17 protein-coding genes and 2 riboswitches are annotated in these 20,272 nt (G+C 67.1%); of the genes, 7 read left to right on the plus strand and 10 right to left on the minus strand.

Features of this window, described 5'->3' with window-relative positions; genetic code table 11:
• Positions 1 to 21: 21 nt before the first annotated feature.
• A complete protein-coding gene (locus tag AU197_RS25885; protein ID WP_231744818.1) occupies positions 22 to 1,497 on the plus strand; it encodes a zinc ribbon domain-containing protein in 1,476 nt (491 codons plus the stop codon).
• A 3-nt stretch (positions 1,498 to 1,500) separates the two neighbouring features.
• Here the strand turns inward: AU197_RS25885 and AU197_RS04095 are convergent, their stop codons facing one another.
• The 3 genes from AU197_RS04095 to AU197_RS04105 form a co-directional block, all read right to left on the minus strand.
• Positions 1,501 to 2,412: an LmeA family phospholipid-binding protein gene (locus tag AU197_RS04095; protein WP_064401251.1), complete on the minus strand. Its 912-nt coding sequence runs from the start codon at positions 2,410 to 2,412 to the stop codon at positions 1,501 to 1,503.
• Complete coding sequence (locus tag AU197_RS04100; protein ID WP_064401252.1) at positions 2,409 to 3,224, minus strand: carbon-nitrogen hydrolase family protein; 816 nt, start codon at positions 3,222 to 3,224, stop codon at positions 2,409 to 2,411. Before AU197_RS04100 ends, AU197_RS04095 begins: the two co-directional genes overlap by 4 nt.
• A 96-nt stretch (positions 3,225 to 3,320) precedes the next feature.
• Entirely contained in the window at positions 3,321 to 4,463 is a 1,143-nt protein-coding gene (locus AU197_RS04105; RefSeq protein ID WP_064401253.1) for an agmatinase family protein, read from the minus strand.
• 10 nt (positions 4,464 to 4,473) lie between these two features.
• Positions 4,474 to 4,537, minus strand: a riboswitch (guanidine-III (ykkC-III) riboswitch).
• A 117-nt stretch (positions 4,538 to 4,654) separates the two neighbouring features.
• A riboswitch (guanidine-I (ykkC/yxkD leader) is annotated at positions 4,655 to 4,756 on the plus strand.
• 23 nt (positions 4,757 to 4,779) lie between these two features.
• On the opposite strand from AU197_RS04105, the gene AU197_RS04110 reads away from it, so the two are divergent.
• Positions 4,780 to 6,318 (plus strand): high affinity choline transporter 1, encoded by a 1,539-nt coding sequence (locus AU197_RS04110; RefSeq protein ID WP_064401254.1) that lies wholly within the window; start codon positions 4,780 to 4,782, stop codon positions 6,316 to 6,318.
• Between the two features lie 6 nt (positions 6,319 to 6,324).
• On the opposite strand, the gene AU197_RS04115 is transcribed toward AU197_RS04110, so the two are convergent.
• Complete coding sequence (locus AU197_RS04115; protein ID WP_064401255.1) at positions 6,325 to 7,107, minus strand: hypothetical protein; 783 nt, start codon at positions 7,105 to 7,107, stop codon at positions 6,325 to 6,327.
• Between the two features lie 297 nt (positions 7,108 to 7,404).
• On the opposite strand from AU197_RS04115, the gene AU197_RS04120 reads away from it, so the two are divergent.
• The 5 genes from AU197_RS04120 to AU197_RS04140 are packed head-to-tail and all read left to right on the plus strand — an operon-like array spanning position 7,405 to position 12,619.
• Positions 7,405 to 8,970: an AMP-binding protein gene (locus AU197_RS04120; RefSeq protein WP_064401256.1), complete on the plus strand. Its 1,566-nt coding sequence runs from the start codon at positions 7,405 to 7,407 to the stop codon at positions 8,968 to 8,970.
• A 10-nt stretch (positions 8,971 to 8,980) separates the two neighbouring features.
• Positions 8,981 to 9,817: a mycofactocin-coupled SDR family oxidoreductase gene (locus AU197_RS04125; protein WP_064401257.1), complete on the plus strand. Its 837-nt coding sequence runs from the start codon at positions 8,981 to 8,983 to the stop codon at positions 9,815 to 9,817.
• Positions 9,814 to 11,031, plus strand: coding sequence for a CaiB/BaiF CoA transferase family protein (locus tag AU197_RS04130; RefSeq protein WP_064401258.1), 1,218 nt, complete (start codon positions 9,814 to 9,816; stop codon positions 11,029 to 11,031). The genes AU197_RS04125 and AU197_RS04130 overlap by 4 nt, the downstream gene beginning before the upstream one ends.
• Positions 11,028 to 11,441 carry a Zn-ribbon domain-containing OB-fold protein gene (locus AU197_RS04135; protein WP_064401259.1) on the plus strand — a complete coding sequence of 138 codons (414 nt, stop codon included), beginning with the start codon at positions 11,028 to 11,030 and terminating at the stop codon, positions 11,439 to 11,441. The genes AU197_RS04130 and AU197_RS04135 overlap by 4 nt, the downstream gene beginning before the upstream one ends.
• Positions 11,438 to 12,619, plus strand: a complete 1,182-nt coding sequence (locus tag AU197_RS04140) for a thiolase family protein (RefSeq protein WP_231744819.1) — start codon at positions 11,438 to 11,440, stop codon at positions 12,617 to 12,619. The genes AU197_RS04135 and AU197_RS04140 overlap by 4 nt, the downstream gene beginning before the upstream one ends.
• Position 12,620: 1 nt before the next feature.
• On the opposite strand, the gene AU197_RS04145 is transcribed toward AU197_RS04140, so the two are convergent.
• From AU197_RS04145 to AU197_RS04170, 6 genes are read right to left on the minus strand one after another with little or no spacing between them, the layout of a single operon-like run.
• Positions 12,621 to 14,141: an MCE family protein gene (locus tag AU197_RS04145; RefSeq protein WP_064401260.1), complete on the minus strand. Its 1,521-nt coding sequence runs from the start codon at positions 14,139 to 14,141 to the stop codon at positions 12,621 to 12,623.
• Positions 14,141 to 15,400, minus strand: coding sequence for an MCE family protein (locus AU197_RS04150; RefSeq protein ID WP_064401261.1), 1,260 nt, complete (start codon positions 15,398 to 15,400; stop codon positions 14,141 to 14,143). Before AU197_RS04150 ends, AU197_RS04145 begins: the two co-directional genes overlap by 1 nt.
• Positions 15,397 to 16,749 (minus strand): MCE family protein, encoded by a 1,353-nt coding sequence (locus AU197_RS04155; RefSeq protein ID WP_064401387.1) that lies wholly within the window; start codon positions 16,747 to 16,749, stop codon positions 15,397 to 15,399. The genes AU197_RS04150 and AU197_RS04155 overlap by 4 nt, the downstream gene beginning before the upstream one ends.
• Positions 16,746 to 17,807, minus strand: a complete 1,062-nt coding sequence (locus tag AU197_RS04160) for an MCE family protein (RefSeq protein WP_064401262.1) — start codon at positions 17,805 to 17,807, stop codon at positions 16,746 to 16,748. The genes AU197_RS04155 and AU197_RS04160 overlap by 4 nt, the downstream gene beginning before the upstream one ends.
• Positions 17,800 to 18,828 carry an MCE family protein gene (locus tag AU197_RS04165; RefSeq protein ID WP_064401263.1) on the minus strand — a complete coding sequence of 343 codons (1,029 nt, stop codon included), beginning with the start codon at positions 18,826 to 18,828 and terminating at the stop codon, positions 17,800 to 17,802. Before AU197_RS04165 ends, AU197_RS04160 begins: the two co-directional genes overlap by 8 nt.
• Positions 18,825 to 20,096, minus strand: coding sequence for an MCE family protein (locus AU197_RS04170; RefSeq protein ID WP_064401264.1), 1,272 nt, complete (start codon positions 20,094 to 20,096; stop codon positions 18,825 to 18,827). The genes AU197_RS04165 and AU197_RS04170 overlap by 4 nt, the downstream gene beginning before the upstream one ends.
• Positions 20,097 to 20,272 lie beyond the last annotated feature (176 nt).

The raw sequence follows: 20,272 nt of genomic DNA on the forward strand, positions 1-20,272 counted from the left end.
CGACGCCGGTGGCGAGATCCCTTGACGAGCACCCTGTTTCCGCACGTGTCGACCTCATCGAGGGTGACGCTCGGGACGGCGATGGCAGCCTTGGCGGCCATGCTCGCCGGGTTCGCGGTGCTGCGTTGGCAGGCACCGCTGATCGCGATCGGTGCCGTCGGTGTGGCGCTGGTGTTCGTCGCCTATCTGCGTCAGGCAAGTCACGACGTAGCGGTACGGCAGTTGGTCTTGACCGCAGCGCTGGCCGCGGCGCTCGGTGCCGGGTGGGCGTTGGCAACCGGCGGCATCATCGCCGAGTCTCACGATGTCGCACTCAGCGGCGGTGAGCTCGACCGCGAAAAGCTGTTGACGGGCATCGCGATACCGGTCGGTGGCGCGATCGTGATGCTGATCCCGGCGGCGGTGCTGTGGTTGCGCCGCGGCGTGCCTCGTCGGCCGTTCGACGGTTACGCGGTCGGGGCGTTGAGCGCCGTCGTCTTCACGTCGGCAGCGACGTTGATCAGACTGGTTCCGCAGTTCGCGACCGGTTTCAGGGCCGAAGACCTATGGGTCAGCGCGCTTCTCGTGCAGGCCGGTATCCAGGGGCTCACCCTGCCGTTGACCGCGCTGATGCTCGGCGGGCTCGTCGGCATCGCGCTGTGGGCGGGGCGTCGGAGGATGATCGCCGCGAGTGTGATTGTGACGCTGGCGCTCTACGCGATCATCGGTGTCACCGAGTACACCCCGGTGCCGCACACCGTGCATCTGATCGTGCACACCGCTATCGCCGTGGTCGCGCTGGCTGCGCTGCGTGGTGGGCAGCGTGCCGCGGGCGCAGAGCCGCAGCAGCCGAACCTCGCGGGGGAGGCCGGCCGCGCGCGGGTGCTCGCGACGCTGGGTATGGGCGCGGCCATCGCGGTCACGGCCGGCACGGTGGCGGCCGTGCTCGCCACCCCCGACATCCCGAAGATCGTGTGCCCGCCCGATTGTGGACGGCCCCCGATCGGCGAGCCCATCGAATCCAACCCGCGGTTCTACGCCGCCGACGGGTCGTTCTCCGTCCAATACCCGGGACCCGGTAGCGCGTACGAGGCGACGCTCCTCGACGACGGGGTCGAGCTGGAGTTCACCGGCGGGGACACCGGCATGCTCGAGCTGTTCGGTCTGCGCGCCGAGAACCGGACTCCCAAGCAGGTGGCCGAGGACCTGATCGACGAGTACTACCCGGACGCCACAACAGAATACGAGATCCCCAACGCGATGGTCGGCTATGAGCCCGGCTACGGTGTCGTCGCCGATGACTACCCGCAGGACGCCAGCGGCAGCTTCACCCGGCTCCGGCTGATCGTGATGGTCGCCGTCAAGAACGATGTCGCACTGGTCGCCTCGGCGATCGGGCCATACCGCGAATTCACGCCCGACTTCGGCACGGGCCATCCGTCGGGTGCCAACCTGCAGCTGGCAATCGATATGGGCAAGTATGTCAACAGTTTCCGCTGGACCGGTGGCACCGACTGACGGTCACAGCTCGGCGAAGCAGGGATCCTGCTGACCCTTCGGGATATCGGCGTTGCGCGTCGAGAACCTGCTCACCACACCGTCATCGGTGACCTCCACCGAATCGGCCTTGATGTTCATCGGGTAGTTCTTCGTCAGCTCGGAGGTGAACGCGTCCAACGCCGGCTGCACGGCTTCGCGGGGCAGCGTGAAGCCGAGGCCGGTCAACTCGATCACCTGCAACGAGATTCCACCGTCGACGACCGCCGGCCGGGCCCTGATCGAGCCGAGCGCGCCTTCCAGTTCGATCGTGTCGTCGGACGGGTTGGTGGTGACACCGCTGACGAACGAGCCGATGAGCGGGATCGAATCGGAGATGGTCTGCCGGATGCCCTCCGAGGACCAGTTGATGTCGGCCACCAGTGAGCCGATCGTTCCGCCCGAGGTGGCTGTGTCCTCGAGGCGGACGTCCTCGATGGTCAACTCGACCTTCATGCCCTTGGCGTCGCGGATCTGGTTACCGGCGGTCTCGATGTGGATGTTCGTGTAGTGGCCGGACATGTGCTGGATCAGGAACGGCGGCATGACGCCGAACGATGCGCTCGCCTCGTCCTCGACGACGCATGACGTGACGCCCGCGACGACATTGTTCGCGCGATTGCGTGCATACAGTTCACCGGCGAGCACGCCGGCCAGCACCAGGGCCACCACGATGACGACCACCAGCACGATCGAGAGGGGATCGCGCAGCAGGCTCCGCAGTTTCGACTCCGACGGCGGCGGCTCGCTCGGGCCCGGCTCGTTCGCTCCCCGGGGTCCGGGCGGCGGCCCCTGCGGTGCCGGCCCTTGCGGCGGGGGAGCCTGGTCCTGCTGGGGTGAGGGGACCTGGCCCTGCGGCGGCGACGGCTGGTTCGGGCGGGCCCACGGGTCAGTCACGAGCGCGATTCTGCCTTACCGCGACGAGCAAAGTCCGCGCGGTTGCGCAACACCGCGACCGTCTCGCGCGCTTTGCGTCCGCTCTCGAGGTCGATGTCGGCCACCAGCAATTGCGGGTCGTCACCCGCACCGACCAGGACCTCGCCGGTGGGGGACGCGACCAGGCTGCCTCCCACGCCGGTCGGGCCGAGCGCCGCGATGTCGGGTTCGGGACTGCCCTGGTCGACGGCGGCGACGAAGCCGGCCGTGTCGATCGCGCGGGCCCTCGCCAGCAACGTCCACTGGTCGAGCTTGCCCGGCCCGCTGCCCCACGACGCGTGCACGGTGATCAGCTGCGCACCACGTTCGGCCAGCTCGACGTAGAGCTCCGGGAAGCGGACGTCGTAGCACAGCGTCAGCCCGACGCTCACACCGTCGACCTCGATCAGCACCGGCTCCCGGCCGGGCGCGACCGTCTTGGACTCCTTGAAGCCGAACGCGTCGTAGAGGTGGATCTTCTCGTAGTGCGCGTCGACGTCGTCGCCGACGGCGATCAGCGTGTTCAGAACGCGCCCGTCACCGGACGGCACGAACATGCCCGCGACGACGACGATGCCCGCCCGCTCGGCGATGGCCCGCACACCCGTGGCCCACGGCCCGTCGAGCGGCTCGGCGACCGGTGCGAGCGGCACTCCGAACCGGCACATCGTGGCCTCGGGGAACAGCACCATCCGGGCACCGGCGTCGGCGGCGCGGCGGGTGTAGTCCTCCACGACCGCGAGGTTCGCCGACGGGTCGGTACCGCTGAGGATCTGCGCGAGGGCAATCCGCATACGGCCCAGCCTACGGCGCATCGGCGAAACTACGGTTTCTGACGGAAACAGGGCGAATTTCGTCAAATAGCGCAGTCTCGGCGAAAGGGCCGTCGGCTACGGCCCCCACGCCGGCCGGGGCAACGCGGCGGCCTTTTTGCCCAGCTTGCCGGAGCGCACCTGGGCGGCAAGGCTGTCGAGGATCACCCGCGAGCTCAACAACGCAGTCTGCTCGGCCCAGTCGTACGGCGGTGAGCATTCGACGACCTCGATACCGGCCAGCCCCGGCTCGGACACCATCTTGACCAGGTTCAGCGCCTCGCGCGGCAACAGCCCGCCGGGCTCCGGCCAGCCCGTACCCGGAACGAACCCGGCGTCGATCACATCGATGTCGAAGGACAGGTACACCGCCTTGGCGTCCTTCCACGCGATCTCCAGCGCCATCTCGGCGATCTTCTCGACACCGACCCGCTCGACGTCGCCGACCGTGATCACCGTCGACTGCCGTTCGCGCCCGACCTTGACGCCCGCCCGCGGCGCCTGCCACCCGCCGATACCGATCTGCACCAGGTTGGTGGCGGGAGCGTTCTTGATGTTGGTCGCGTGGAACCACGGTGTGGTGTGCATCCGCTCGTCGAGGTCGGTCTCCTGGGTGTCGACGTGGCGGTCGAAATGGATGATTCCGACGTTGCCGTCCAGGTACGGGGCCATCCCTCGGATGGTCGGGAAACCGATCGAATGGTCGCCGCCGAGCACGACGGGCATCACACCCTTGCTCACCACATGCGCCATGGCCTGGCTGATCTGGTCGAAGGACTTCTCCAGATTTCCGGGAATCGTGAACACGTCGCCGATGTCGACCATGTTGAGTTGCTCGCGCAGATCGACACCGGACTCGTAGTTGTAGGTGCCGAAGAGGTTGGTGGAGCGCCGGATTCCCTGCGGGCCGAAGCGGGTGCCGGGACGGTAGGTGGCGCCCGCGTCGAGCGGGACGCCGAAGATCGCGACCTCGGCGTCGTCGACCTGGTTCACGTCCTCGACGAACGGACACTTGAGGAACGTGCCCCGCTCGCCGGCGAAGTGCGGCAACTCGCCGCGCACGAACGTCGAGATGCGGCGGTCGTTGATCGTCGGGGCGGCTTCGAGGCCGAAGGTCAGGCTGCGTTCGATCTCCTCGCGTTCGCGGCGGTCGGACAAGCGGGCCTCTGCCTGCTGAGCCCAGGCGCCCTCGGCATTGAGGGGTTGGTTGCTTTCTGTCACGGGTGCTCCTGATGTGCCGTCTTGTCGCTGACCGGGTACGGCACACTCGTCCGGGGAGCCGACACGGCTCCTGCGGGCATTGTTGGTCCGAAACCGTCGATGCGCCACTTGAATCGAAACAAAGCGTTAACACGGGACGCGGTCGGCCGTAACGACGCGCGGCTTATCTGGTCGACGACTCACACTCGGCTGTGAGGCGCGCCTAGGGTTCCGCCGCGATCATGCGGGCCTGGTCCGAGAGGCGCAGGCGGACTGCGGCGTCCGTTCCACGGCGGGAGAAAAGCCCGGGAGACTCCATCGCGCATAGGAGCTCCACATGATTCTTCTCGGTGTGGCCGTCAGCATCGTCGTCGTCGTGGCCGTCGGCTTCTACGTGTCCAAACGCATCGAAGGCGACAGCTCGAATTTCCTTGTCGGCGGCCGCATGCTGCCCTACTGGCTGATCGGCGGCGCGCTGATGGGATCGGCCGTCGACACGAACGCCACGCTGGGCAATACCGACCTGGCCTACGAGTTCGGCTTCTGGGCGGGCGCGAGCCTGCCGCTCGGCCTGGCCCTGTGCCTGACCATCACCGGCGTGTTCTTCGCCAAACCGATGAACCGTATGGGGTTGACGTCGTTCCCCGATTACTACCGCCTGAGATTCGGCCGGTCGGTGGAGGTCGGCGCTTCCGCGCTGTTGGCGGTGGGCTTCTGCATGCTGGTGGCGGGCAACCTGGTTGCCGGTGGCTTCCTGTTCAACTACTTCCTGGGCATGCCGTACTGGCTGGGCGTCGTGCTCATCGCGGGAATCGCGGTGGCCTACACCGGCACCGGTGGGCTGATCGCCGACGCCTACACCGCGATCATCCAGATGTCGCTGATCCTGATCGGAGCGATCGGGATGCTGGTGTGGATGGCCTCCACGCACACCTTCGAAATCGCCGAGGGCACGGGTCCGTTGGCGCTCGGACAGTTGTCGGACCCGGCGCAGGGTGCGGTGATCAACTGGGCCACGCTGATCGCTCTCGGCATCGGCGACATCGTCGCGATCGACTTCATGCAGCGGGTGTTCGCCGCCAAGTCACCCACGAGCGCGCGTCGTGCGTGCTTCGTCGCGGCCACCGGCACTGTCGCGATCTGCGTGCCGTTCGGCCTGGTGGTGTTGGCCGCCAAGACATTTTTGCCCGAAGAGCTCGACGGCCCACCACTTTTCGTGCTTCTCGGTGAATACGCTCCGACGGTGCTGACCGTGATCGTGTTGTGCGGGCTCGTCGGCGCGTCGATGAGCACCGCCAACGGGGCGATCCTGGCGATCTCGAACGTCTGCGTTCGCAACCTCGGCGGTAGCCGCCGTGTCCACGTGCCGGGGCAGCGCGATCCGCTGTTGCGTGCGACCCGTGTCGCGATGGTCCCGATGACGGTGTTCTCGATCGCGTTCGCGATCTACGTCAAACAGACCGGCATCCTGCTCACCCTCGCGTTCGACCTGCTGCTGGCCTGTCTGGTCGTGCCCTTCATCCTCGGGTTGGTGTGGCGGCGAGGCACCACCGCCGCGGCGATCGCCGCGATGGGGGTGGGCTTGGTCGTCCGGCTCGTCCTGTTCCTGCTGACGCCGACCATCTACGGCGTCGACAACAGCATTCTCTATGTCCAAAACGACCTCGTCCCAGCAGGTTTCGACGGCTGGCCGACGTTCATCGCGTTCACCGCGGCAATCGTGACCTACGTCGCCGTATCGCTGCTGACCGCGCCGGCGCATCTGCGTGGGCTGGACATCCAGCTGGCCAAGGACGTCGACGACGCGCTCGATGTGACCGCAGAGGAGATCGAGCACGGCGTTCCGGTGCTGGCAGGCAAGCCCGGACCGGCGTAGCCGGTCTCAGATCGGCGCGACGGCCGACCAGGGTACGGTCAACACTCCGTCGCGCATCCGCCGGCGCGCCGGCACGACAGGAAAACCGTTGTCGTGCAACAGCTCCAACATCGCACGCCACCGCACCCGCGGGCCGAACACACCATGGCCCGCGACGCTGGCCCACGCGCGGTCGGCGGCGGTCAGCAACGCATGCACGGGCTGACCGTCGACGTTGTGGTGGATCAGTGCCTTCGGCAGCCGCTCGGCCAGATCGGACGGTCGTTCAATCGCGAACGGGTCGCACGCCAGCGTCAGGCTCACCGGACCGTTGTCGTCCAGCAGAATCCAGCAGGCACGCCGGCCGAGCTCGTCGCAGGTCCCGTCGACGATCAGGCCGCCGGTCGCGAGCTGTCGCTGCATCGTCGACCACGCCTCGTGCACCGCTTCGACCGGGTACTGCCGCAGCACGTTGAACGCCCGCACCAGGACGGGCCGCATCCCCGCCAACTCGAAGCCGCCGAGGCCGAACTGGACGACCCGCGACTCCGCCGCCTGCGCCGTCTGCACGCGGTCTGGATCGATCTCCAGCCCCACGACCCGAATATCGTTGCGCACCCGCCGCAATCGGGCGGCCAGCTCGAGCGTTGTCACCGGCAGGGCGCCGTAACCGAGATCGATGACCAGCGGATCTTCGGCAGCCGCCAGCGCGGCCCGGACTTGCGGCGCATGCACGAGCCAGCGGTCACTGCGGCGCAACCGGTTGTAGCCGGTGGTACCCCGTGTCAGCTGACCGATGGGTCCGCTCATGGCCCCGAGTCTATGGCCGGTCGGCCCTTCGGCTCCGATACGCGGGCGTTGCCGAGCCATGGGGGCCGATCTTTACCGATGTAAAAGTAGAATATGACTCTCGTCAAGCAATAGCGTTGCTATGATCTCACGCGTCCACTGGCCGCCATCGGCAGCAGCTGTGCTGCCACCTCAGGGGGTGCCGTCGTTGGTGCACGATCCGCCGGGTCCGCTGAATTCGCGGCCGACCCCAGCCGGATCGTGTCATGCTCGCGTCCGATATCTGCAGCCGCGTGCACCGGAAAACGAGTTCCCGCAGTGACGAGCGTATTCAACGAAGCGACCCGGGTCATCCCCGCCGACCTTCGCAGGCGCTACGAAGCCGAAGGTTGGTGGCTGCCCGAGACGCTGGGCGCATCGCTGGCGGAGGCGCTGACCGCTCACCCGGAGCTGCCGTTCCGGGTCTACTCGTCGTCCCGCCCGTACACCGGGACGTTCGGTGACGTGGAGACCGTCGCTCGGCGGCTCGCCGAGGGCTTGCGGACGCGCGGCGTGCAACCGGGTGATGTGGTGGCCTTCCAGCTGCCGAATTGGATGGAGGCGGCCGCGACGTTCTGGGCGGCCACGCTGCTCGGCGCCGTCGTGGTGCCGATCGTGCACTTCTACGGGCGCAAGGAACTCGGGCACATCCTGACCACCGCTGCGCCGAAGGTCTTCATCACGGCGACGGAGTTCGGCCGGATGACGTATCACCCCGATCTGGTCGCGGACGTTCCGGTCGTCGGTGTCGTCGGCCTCGATTTCGACGACCTGCTGTCGCCGGTCCCCATGGCGGGCGTGCTCGAGGCGGACCCTGCGGAGCCGGCGCTGATCGCGTTCACGTCGGGAACCACCCGGGACCCGAAGGGCGTTGTGCACAGCCATCAGTCGCTGGGCTTCGAGATTCGCCAACTGGCGGCCAACCACCCGCCCAACCCGGCCGGTTCGGTGATGGCGCTGCCGGTGGGGCATTTCATCGGAATGCTCGGCGGACTCCTGTGCCCGGTGCTCGAAGGAGTGCCGGTACACCTGTGCGACACGTGGGACCCCGGCCTGGTGCTGGCCCTGATGAAGCGCGACGGAGTCGGTTTCGGCGGCGGACCAACCTATTTCATCACCAGCCTGCTCGACCACCCCGAGTTCACCGAAGAGCACCTGCGGTACATGCCCTATCTGGGTCTGGGCGGCTCGGCGGTGCCGGTTGCGGTGATGCGGCGGCTCACCGATCTGGGACTGGTCGTGACACGGTCCTACGGCAGCACGGAACATCCGTCGATCACCGGGTCGCGGCCCGACGCCCCCGTTGAGAAGCGGCTCCTCACAGACGGCCCGGCGCGTCCCGGAGTCGAGATCCGCATCGCTTCCGACGGTGAAATCCTGTCTCGCGGTCCGGATTTGTGCCTGGGCTACCTCGACCCGCAGTTGTCGGCCGCGGCGTTCGACGCCGAGGGGTGGTACCACACCGGCGATGTCGGAGTCCTCGACGAGGACGGGTACCTCACCATCACCGACCGCAAGGCCGACGTGATTATCCGCGGTGGCGAGAACATCAGCGCCATCGAAGTCGAAGAGGCGCTGCTCGGACTGCCCGCGGTCGCCGAGGCCGTCGTGGTGGCCGCGCCCGACCGCGCATTCGGTGAGCGGGTCGCAGCGGTACTGCGGCTCAAGCCCGGCCGGCCCATGCCGACCCGCGACGAGGTGCGCGAGCATTTCGTAGCCGCCGGGATGGCACGTCAGAAATGGCCCGAAGAGTTGCACCAGGTCGACGACTTCCCGCGCACAGCGAGCGGCAAGGTGCAGAAGTACCTGGTACGGCAGAAAGTTCGTCGGTTTCACGGCTTGTGAGGAGGCTTCGATGACGGGACGCGTTGCGGGCAAGGTGGCCTTCGTCACCGGTGCGGCTCGCGGGCAGGGCCGCAGTCACGCGGTCCGGCTGGCCGAGGAGGGGGCCGACATCATCGCGGTCGACATCTGCACGCACATCGACAACACCCCCGAACCGGGGTCGACTCCCGCCGACCTGGCCGAGACCGCCGACATGGTCAAGGCGTTGGATCGTCGCGTTGTCACCGCGGAGGTCGACGTCTGCGACTTCGACGCGCTGAAATCCGCCCTCGACGGTGGTGTCGAGCAACTGGGTCGACTCGACATCGTGATCGCCAACGCGGGCATCGGCACCCCGGGGGCGATGCTGGATGAGATGGACGAAGCCCGCTGGCAGCAGACGATCGATGTCAACCTGTCCGGTGTCTGGAAATCGGTCAAAGCCGCTGTGCCCCACATCAAGGCGGGAGGCCGGGGCGGATCGGTGATCATGACGAGTTCGGTGGGCGGCCTCAAGGCCTATCCGCATGTTGGCCACTACGTGACCGCCAAACACGGTGTCGTAGGACTCATGCGCACCTTCGCGGTCGAATTGGGGCAGTTCAGTATTCGCGTGAACTCGGTTCACCCGACCCACGTCGGCACCGACATGTTGCTCAACGAGTCGACCTACCGCGCGTTTCGTCCCGATCTGGAGAACCCCGGTGCCGACGACATCAAACCGATCTGCCAGATGTTCCACATGCTGCCGATTCCGTGGGTCGAGGCGGTCGACATCAGCAACGCTGTGCTCTTCCTCGCCTCCGACGAGGCCCGATACATCACCGGCGTTCCGCTCCCGATCGATGCGGGCAGTTGTCTGAAATGACCGATGTCGGGGGCGCGTTCGACGGCATCCGCGTCGTCGAACTCGCGCAGTGGGTGTTCGTTCCGGTCGCCGGCGCACTGCTGGCCGATTGGGGCGCCGACGTGGTGCGCGTGGAGCGGCTGGACGGCGATCCCTACCGGGGGCTGGCCACGCAGGGCATCGGAACCGACCGCGGCGGTGTCAATCTATCGATGGCGCTTGCCAATCGGGGTAAGCGGTCGATCGCGTTGGATCTGCGCCGGCCGCGGGGCCTCGAGGTGCTCGACGATCTGCTCGCGGAGGCCGATGTGCTGCTGACGAGCCTGCGCCCGGGCGCACTCGAACGGCTGGGGCTGGCCGCCGACACCGTACGCGAACGCCATCCGCATCTGGTCTACGCCCGTGGCCACGGGTTCGGGGTCCGCGGCCCCGACGCCGATCAGCCCGGCTACGACAGCTCGGCATTCTGGGCGCGCGGCGCCGTCGGGCACATGCTGACCCCGGCCGAACGGGACTATCCGATCAGCCAGCGCGGGGCGATGGGAGACCGCAACGGTGCGATGGCGCTCGCGTTCGGCATAGCCGCCGCGCTGCTCAAACGGGCCCGCACCGGAACGGGCTCGGTGGTCGACGTCTCGCTGTTGGCCACCGCCATGTGGATGCTGTCCTCGGATCTGCTTGCCGCCCTCAACGGCGGTGAGGCGCAACCGATCCGGGGCCGCGGCCCGCTGGTGAACCCGTTGACCGCGACCTATCGGACCAAGGATGAGCGCCACGTCCAGCTGATGTTCCTGCAGGGCGACCGCTACTGGAAAGACTTCTGTCGCGCGGTCGGCCGGCCGGACCTGAGCGACGACCCGCGTTTTTCCGACCTTGCCGCCCGGCGCGTCAACGCCGCCGCGTGTATAGCCGAACTCGACGCGCTGTTCGGCGAGCGCACGCTCGAGGAGTGGAAGGCGGTGCTGGCGCCGCTGGACGCGCCGTGGTCGCCGATCCAGACCATCGGTGAGGTGATCGACGACCCACAGGTGGCGGCCAACTCCTACGTCGGCGACGTCGTCATCGATGACGATGTTGCGTACCGTTTACCCACGGTCCCAGTGCAATTCGATGAACAGCCGCCGAAATTGCGCCGTGCGCCCGAGCACGGTGAACACACCGAGGCGGTGCTGCTGGAGCTGGGATACGACTGGGACCGTATCACCGGTCTGGCCGAGGCGGGCGTCATCCCGTGACCGCGCAGCGACCGTTGCCGGTTCCCGACGAGGCTTCGGCGCCGTATTGGGCCGCTGCCGCCCGGCATGTCCTGACGGTCGCACGGTGCTCGGAGTGCGCGGCCCTCACACTGCCTCCTGACGTGTTGTGCGTGGCGTGCGGAAGCACCGACCCGCGTTACGTGTTCGCGCCGGTCAGTGGGCGGGGCGTGGTGCGGTCGTGGACCGTTGTGCGGAAGTCGTTTCTGCCCGGCTTCGAGGTGCCGTTCGTCCTGGTCGATGTGGAGCTGGCCGAACAGCCCGACTTGCGGCTGATCGGCCGCCTGCTGGGCGCCGACGAGGCGGCACTGAGCATCGGCGCGCAAGTATCGGTGGTCTTCGAGGACGTGAGCGCCGAAATCGCCGTACCGGCATTCGAGTTGGCGCCGTGACCCACCGCGACCGGGTCGCCATCGTCGGATATGCGCACAGCACGATCGAGCGCCGGGCGGCTCGTCCCTTGGGTGCGGTGGCCGTGGACACCGCACGTGCCGCGATCGCCGATGCGGGCCTGGCGGTGGAGATGGTCGACGGCTATATCGGATCGAGCATGTTGCCGAGCGCAGGCGGGCATCAGCCCGTCGACGGTGTCAGCATCGTCTCGTCGATGTGGTTGGCGCGCAGCCTCGGTGGCGAACCCCGCTACGTTGCGGGGTTCGACGGCATCGGCCAGGTCTCCGGGTCGGTGGGTATGGCGGTCAACGCGTTGGTCAGCGGAGCGGCCGACTACGTCGTCGTGCACCGCGCCCTGCACAATCCGGCCGGTAGTTATCACGGCAGCGCGATGCGCGAAGCCCGCGGTGTGCAGCAGTGGACCGCGCCGCAGGGTTTCTTCGGGCCGCTGGCGATGATTGCCCTGCCGTACAACGAATACCTGCAGCGATTCGGTGCCCGCCGCGAGTCGATGGCTGCGGTTGTCACCGAAGCCCGGAAGAACGGCGCGAAACTGCCGTGGTCGTACTGGTACGGCCGTCCGCTGACCACAGATCAGTATCTCGCCGAACCGCCACTGGTGGATCCGGTGTGCCGGCTCGACTGCGACATCCCGGTCGACGGTGTCGCCGCGTTCGTGCTGACGACGGGTGATCGTGCGGTCGATTCACCGCACCGACCGGTGTATGTGTCGGGTTTTGCGAACAGTGTCGGCGGTCCGCGGCGGCTACCGCTGCATTGGCCGCTCGACGACATCTTCGCCGGAGGGTTCGCCACGGTGGAAAGACTCTGGCGGCAAACCGGTCTGACGATCGAGGACGTGGACCTGCCGCAGGTTTACGACGGCTTCTCCCCGCTCGTGTGGTTCTGGCTGGAGGTGTTGGGCATCTGCCCCGTGGGCGAGGCACACCGGTTCGTCCAGGACGGTGGCATCGACGCCGACAGACCGGGTGCCGTGCCGGCTCTGACGAGTGGCGGCGCGCTGGGTAACGGCCGCATGCACGGGGTTCCGCAGATGCTCGAGTGCTACTTGCAGCTGTCTCGTCGGGCGGGCGAGCGGCAGCGCCCCGCGTCGATCGGCCTGGCCTGCCAAGCGGCGCCCCACTTCGGCGGCGTGGTGGCATACTCCGCGAACTGACTCAGCGCGGAAGCAGATCCTGCCACGACGAAGGCTCGCCGCCAGGGCTCAGGTCCGTCTGCTGATAGACCTGGCCGTCACCGCCGACGTAGCGCCCGGTCCGCGGGTCGTAGTTGGCCGTCGCCGCGGCGACGCCATGAGGTGCGCTGTCGGGCAACGCATTCGGTGTCGCCGGAGGCGGCGCCGGCGCGGGGGGTGGTTGTGTGACCGGGGGAGGCAGCGGCGTGCCCTCGAGCGGGGCGAAGATCCTTTCGTCCGCATCGACCCGGGAGTCGGGTGCGACGCCCTGGGCGATGAGGTTCGGGTCGAAGGGGTACGGACCCAGGACGTGCTGGCGCATCGCGGTGGGTTCGAAAGGCCGGTCACTGTTGCAGATTTCGACGGTGGGCGCCCGCTTGCCCGGGTTGGACAGGCACGGGTTGTTGCGCACGCCGCGGACCGCGATCGGGGAGTCCTGCGGCAGTTTGCAATACAGGTTGTCCGGGGTGTCGATCACGGTCTCGTCGTCGGGTGATCGCCATTCGGACGGTGGCAGAAAACCGACCGTACAGGCCGGCGGGTCACCGTTCATCAGCGAGAAGCCACCGTAGGACAGACCGAGCGGGTTGTTGAGCTGTGACAAAGACCCGAAACCCGCGACATAGGGCGGGAGTAGCACCAGCAGCTGCCGCAGCGCGGGGTTGTAGGTCACGCCTACCTCGCCGACGGTGGTGAGGTTCGCCAACAACACGGGTAGCGTCGGTTTGACCTGCTCGAGCAGGCGAGAGACCTCACCGGCGGCGTCGGAACCCGTGCCGAGCAGGGTCCGGAAGTCGGCGTCGTTGTCGACCATCTGTCCGGTGACGGCGGCCAGGCTGCGTGCCCAGTTCCGAAGCGCATCAGTGCTTTGCGCCTGTGAGTCGATCAGCGGTGCGCTGTCGTCGATCAGGATCCGGGTGCGCTCCGCGGTGGCCTTGCTGTCGGCGGCGATCCGCGATCCGGAATCCATGAGCGACCCGAGGTCATAACCCGCACCGTCGAACGCCAGGTACGACTCGTCGAGCAGATCGGACAACGCCTGCTTCGGCACGCTCTTCACCATTGCGCTCAACTCGTCGAGCACCGGACCCACCCGCAGCGGGATCGTGGTGTCCGGCTCGGCGATCACCGCGCCATCGCGAAGAAACGGCGGCCCGTCCGCACGAGGCACCAGGTCGACGTACTGTTCGCCGACGGCCGACACGCTGCGCACGCTCGCCTGCACATCGGCGGGAATCTTCGGTGCGGACCGCAGGGACAGCGTCGCGGTGGCGCCGGTCGCGGTGGGGGAGACACTTGTGACCTTGCCGATCTGCACGCCGCGGTAGGTCACGTTGCCGAATCGGTACAGCCCGCCGGTAGCCGGCAGTTCCACGGTGACGGTGATGTGACCGATGCCGAACCACGTCGGGACCCGCAGATAGCCGAAAACCATTGCGGTCATGGCGACCACCGACGCGATCGTGAACACGATCAGTTGCGTCCGCACGGCCCTGGTGAGCATCAGCCGCCCCCGCCCGGGAAGGGGCCCGCGAAAATCGATGTCTTAGGTGCGGCGTCGTCAAAGGGAGGCGGTGTGACCGGCAGCAGCGGCGGGGGCGTCTCGGCCCGCACGGGCGCCGTCATGGGTGGATCACCCGAATCACCGACTGGGGCAGGGGTGCTCAGGCCCAGGCTCAGCGGTTCGTAGGTGTAGTTCAGGTGCACCGGGTCGCCCGGCGCCGGGATCAGCGCCGCGTTCGGATCGCCCCACCGGGTTCCGAGGAACAACGATCGCTTCAGGCGGGGCACGGTGAGGTCCATCGTCGCGAAGATGTTGATGTAGTCGCCACGGATGGCGCGGTCCACGAAATTCTGAGAGAAGGGAAAGGTGGGTAGGTAGGCGATCACCGGCCCGATCTGTCCGACATCGGCCAACGCCTGCAACGTCGGATCGAGATTCGACAGGTTGCGAACCAGGTCATCCCCGGAGGTATTAACGATATCTGTTGCCGTGTCGCTGAATTCGCCGAGTTTACGCATTGCGGTGATGAGCTGGTCGCGGTCCTCCAGCAGGACGTCCATGGCCGGGGGGACAGTGCGCAGCGCTTCGGTGATGTCATCCTCCTGGGCGGCCAGGGTAGCGGTGAAGCGGTCGAGTTCGGTGATCGAGGAGTTGAACCGGTCCCGCTGCTCATCGACGGTTCCCACGAAGGTGTCCAGGCGGGTGATGAGGTCCCGGACGTCACCTTCGCGACCGGACAATGCCGTGGCAGCGCTGTGGACGAAATCGCCGATCTGCCCGAGCCCACCGCCGTTGACCACGACCGACAGCGACGAAAGCGTCTGTTCTGTCGATGGATACGTCGAGGTCCGGTCGAGTGCGATGGTCGAGCCCGGCGTCAATCGACCGGTCGGAGATTGTCCCGGCGGCGGGTCGAGCGCCACATGCATCGAGCCGAGCAAGCTGGTCTGCCCGATGGTGGCCACCGCATTCCCGGGCACCACGACATCGGGCCGGACACGCACCTCGACGTTCGCGACCCAGTCGTGCACATCGAGGGTGCCGACACTGCCGACGACGACGTCGTCGATCATCACCGGTGAATTCGATTCCAACGTCCCGATATTGGTGAACTGGACATGGTAGATCGCATTATCCGGGCCGCTGGCGACCGCCCCGGGAAGCGGAAGCGAGTTCACGCCCTCGAATCCGCACGCCGCGGCCGTCACCACGACGCAGGAAGCCGCAGCGGCGCCGCGCCACAGCTTCGCCGCGCTCACGGTGGGGTCCCATCGACCGCAGGTGGCGCTTCGGCAGGAAGCAGAAGGTCGGGCAGCGCCGGGGCCGGTCCGGGCGGCGGCGAGTGGGCCGGCGCGGGACCCGGCATGTGGACCGGGCCGGGCACACCGGCGTAGGCCGAGACCGCCGGCGGTTGTTCCGGTCCGACAGAGGCGCCACCCGGCCCGCCTGGGGCCAACGCGGGATCGGTGTAAGCCAGCTTGTCGGGGGTGATGGCGGGCATCAGGAAGGGGTTCAGTGGCGGCTGGGGCAGTGAGTTGAAGTTGAGTAGCCGCAACGCGGGCCCGAGATACTTGGCGCACACCTCCGCCGTCTCGGGGGCGGTGATGTTGGCGATGCCCCCGATCGCGCCGCAGATGAATGCGACGGGGTTGGAGAAGTTGTTGAACACGAAGGTGCCGAGAGCGCCGGGCACGTTCGGGTTGAGGATGTTGTACGCGTTGGCGAATGCGGTCGGCGCGACGTGCAGAATGTTCTCCACGTCCAGCCGATGGTCCACCAGCACTTGAGTCGCGTTGGCCAGCCGCTGGACCTGTTCGGCGGTCTTGTCCCTGGTTCCCGCCACGAACCGTCGCACCTCGCCGACGGCGACCGCCAGTTCGGACAGGGTCGCATCGAGATCGCTTCTGCTGTCGTCCAATACGGTGGAGAAGGTCGCCAGGCGGTCCTGGAACAGGACGAGGTCGTTGCCGCTGTCACGCAGCGCGGTGACGAAGGTCTGCACGTTCTCGATCGTGGCGACGATGTCGCCGCTGCCGTCGGACAGGATGCGCGCCAGCTGCGACAGCTGCGCGAACGTCTGTCGCAGCTTTTCTCCGTTGCCTTCCATGGCGTCGGCGGTGGACTCGATGAAGCGCCCCATCGACGTTGTCGACATCGCGTTGTGTGGTCCGAGTTCGGTTGCCAGCCTGGACAACTGGTCCTTGACTTCGTCCCACTCGACCGGCACCGCGGTGCGGGACCGGGGGATCACCCCGCCGTCGCCCATACGCGCTTCGCCGGTCCGGTACAGCGGGGCCAACTGGACATAACGCGCGGCGACGAGGTTCTGCGCGACGATGACGGCTTTCGCGTCGGCGGGCACCCGGATACCACGATCGACTTCCAGGACCACTTCGGCATCGGTGGCCCGCGGGGTGATGGATCGGATCGCGCCGACCTTCACCCCGGCGATGCGGACGTCGTCGCCGGGATAGAGGCCGGTCGCCGAGGAGAAGTGCGCGGTGATCCGCTGCGCGGGGAAGTAGAGTTGGCGAACCAGCATGACCGTGGCGGCGACCAGAAGGACGGCGAGCAGCGCGAGCAGGAGCCGCTTGACGGTCGACCTCATCGCGAGCCCCCCGGTATGCCGTTGCGCGGCCACGGAAACAGTGCGCGAGGCATGTTCGGATCCCCGGCCCGGAAGCCGAACGCGTAGTCGAAGAACGGCTGAAGGAACTGAGGCGGAATCAGATTCGGCACGAACGCGCTGTAATAGGCCCCGCTGGCGACGGATTCGCTGCTGGTGATCTCGAATTTCTTCAGTCCGGGCAGCGCCTTGGACAGGTTGTCGCGGTTCTTCTCGAGCATCGCGGTCACGGAGTTGAGGCGGTCGAGCGTGGGGGCCAGTTCGGCCTCGTTGTCCTTGACCAGGCCGGTCAGGTGACGGGCCACCGCCGCGGTGTTGGCCAGCAGTTCGCTGATGGCCTGCCTGCGTTCGACGAGCACAGCGAGCAGCTCGTTGGCGTTGAGGATCAGCGTGTTGACCTGCTGGCTGCGGTGCGCGAGCACCTGGGACACTGTTGCGGCGTTCTTCAACAGCGTGTCGAGCCTCTCGCTGCGGCTGTTCAGCGACCTCGACAGTCGAGTGAGGCCGTCGAACGTCGGGCCCAGCTGCGGTGCCACCTGATCGAGCGTCGCCGACAGCAGGTCCAGCGACTGGTTCAGTGTGGTCATGTCCGTGGCGGCGACGTTGGTGGTCAGGTCGTTGACGGCCTCGTTCAGCGAGTACGGCGATGCCGTTCGGGACTGCGGTATGGCCTCGCCGACCCGCATCGCGCCACCGCCCGCCGGCTCCACGGTCAGGACGCGCTCTCCCAGAAGCGAGCCGGTCCGTATATGCGCCGTGGTCTGATCGCCCAGGCGGACGGCGTCTTTGACGGTGAACGTGACCACTGCGCCACGGTCACCGAGTGCGACGTCGATCACGCTGCCCACCCTGACCCCCGAAACCTTGACGTCGTTGCCCGGGCTCAGCCCACCCGCTTCGGCGAATTCGGCTTGATAGGTGAGGGCGCTGGCCCATGCGATCAACCGCTCGGGTTGCAGCCCGATGGCGACGACGAGAACGATCAGCACTACCCCGATGAATCCTGCTCGGGTCAGGTTGGCTCCGCGGTACTTAAGCATCGGGCTCCGCGCACCTCCCGTACCGTTGTTTGACCCAGGGGAAAACCGCTGTCCTGCCCTGCAGATCGGTGACTCGGATCGTGATACCGCACAGGTAGTAGTTCACGAAGCTGCCGTACGAACCGACCCGAGCCAGCTTGCGGTAGTTCTCGGGCGCCCGCTGCAGGGCGACGTCGATCTGTCCCTTGCCCTCGTCGAGTTGTGGTGCGAGGCGATTGAGCTGATCGACCGTGGCGGCGAGCGGGGGACGTGCGCCGGACAGTAGATGCGCGACGGATGCGGTTCCGGTGGCCAGGGAGTCGATCGCGGTGCCGATCGTGTCGCGGTCTGCAGCCAGTTCCGTCGCCAAGCGCTCGAAGCGGTCGAGGGCACCGGAGAACCGGTCACCTTCCCTGCCGAGATTGGCGAGCACAGCATCGAGGTTGTCGATCAGACTCTCCAACGCTGCGTTGTTGTCTGCCAACGCGTTCGAGAACGACGACGTCCTGCTCAGCAGTGAATCCAGGGTGTCTCCCTGGCCCTGAAAGATCTGGAGCAATGCGCCGGTGAGCTGGTTGACGTCGGTGGGGTTCAAACCGCGGATCACGGGTTTGAGGCCGCCGAGCAGAAGGTCGAGATCCAGGGCCGGAAGGGTGCGCTGCACCGGGATCTGGGCGCCGGCGGACATCACGCGGGTCGACCCCGGCCCGTCGATGAGCTCGAGATACCGGTCGCCGACGAGGTTGAGGTACCGCACCGCAGCCCGGGTGCCGGTCGTCAGGACCACGTCGTCGTCGGCGTCGAACGCCACCACCACCGTGTTGTCCTGGCGCAACACCACGTCGCGTACGGTGCCCACCCGCACGCCCGCAACCCGCACGGAGTCACCGGGTTCCACGCTGGAAGCATCGGCGAAGACGGCGGAATAGCCAGACGTGGACCCGCTGCGGAACTCGCCGAACACGAGGAACAGGCTCGCCGTCAACACCGACATGACGACCGCGAAAATGCCGAATTTGGCTGCGGTGCCCGCCGTGCTCATCCCGGTTGTCCGTACTGGGCGGTGTTGCGGGGCGGCCCGTCGATGGGCCCGAACAACCACTGCTTGAGGCCGTCGGAGTTCAGCAGAAGGCCCTGGTTGCCGTACCGGGCCGGATTGGTGCCGATGTCGGCGACCACTTTCGACGGAAATTCGTTGTAGCGCAACGGCAACTGGCCCGCACACTGCGGACCGCCGGTGGCGGCCACCTTCGGCAGGTCCTGCGGATAGCGGTAGCGTTCGATGCCCAGCACCAGGGCGCCGATGTCGTTGACGCCGGGCACCGGGCTCGGAGGCTTACCCACGAAGTTCTTCAATATCCCCGTGGCCGCGCAGTTGAGCGCGTCGTGGTACTCGTTGGTGAGATCGGTGGTGGGCACCATCAGATGTAGCAGGTTGGCCAGCGCCTCCCGATTGCCGCCGATGACGTCGTTGCCGGCATCGGCGAACCCGATGGCCGACACCAGAAAGCGATCCAGGTTCGACTGCTCGTCGACGAGCGTGCGACTGATCGCGCCGGCATGCCGAAAGATCGTCATCAGGTCCGGTGCCGCATCGGCGTAGCCTGCCGCGACGTCGGGCAGCAGCTGCAGCTCCTGGTTCAACTGGGGAAGGCTCGGTTCGAGCGTGGCCAGGAAGGAGTTGAAGTCGGTCAGTGACCGGCCGAACGTCTCGCCGCGGCCGCTGAACGCCGTCGACATCGCGCCCAGGGTCTCGTTGAGCTGCACGGGGTCGATGTGCGAGAGAACGGAGTTCAGTTCGGTGAAGATCGTGTTGGTTTCGACGGTGACGTGCTCGGAATCGAGTACCTGCCCGGCCTGGATCGACACTTTGGACGGGTGCGCGGGCGGGAGGAACTCGACCGATTTCGCACCGAACACGGTGTTGGCGCCGATCTCGACGCGGACGTTGTCGGGGATGAGGCCGAGCCGCGCCGGTTCGATGGCCAGCGTGAGTTTCGCCCGGCCGTCTCGTGTTTGATCGACGGCTGCGACGGTGCCGATCTGCGCACCGTTGAGCTTGACTTTGGCGCCGCGTTCCATGAGCAGACCGGCCCGGTCGGCCAGGACGGTGACCGGCGCGGTCGGCGTGAAGGCTCCGTTGAACATCGCAACGGCGGTGCCGACCGCGGCGACGGTGCCGAGGACGGCGATCAACCCGATGACGGGACGCCGGTAGCTGCGTGCGCCGAAATCGCGCCCGGGAGCGGCGGCAACCGGGCGCGACTCGGTCGCCGCACTCCACGGCGCGCGCTTCAGGTTCGGGCGCATCCGCGCAAACTGCTAGCGGTGATCAACCCCGACCCCCTAGGATGTGACCGAAATCTCACACTTGCGGTGACGAGAAGAGTACACATCTAAAATCAGAACATCAACATGGTCTAATCACAATCTTTACTATTGGTCAAACGAGAGTTACGTTCTACTTCTACGTGCGCACAACAATC

The organism is Mycobacterium sp. IS-1590 (assembly GCF_001500025.1).
In the GTDB taxonomy this organism is placed as follows: Bacteria; Actinomycetota; Actinomycetes; order Mycobacteriales; family Mycobacteriaceae; genus Mycobacterium.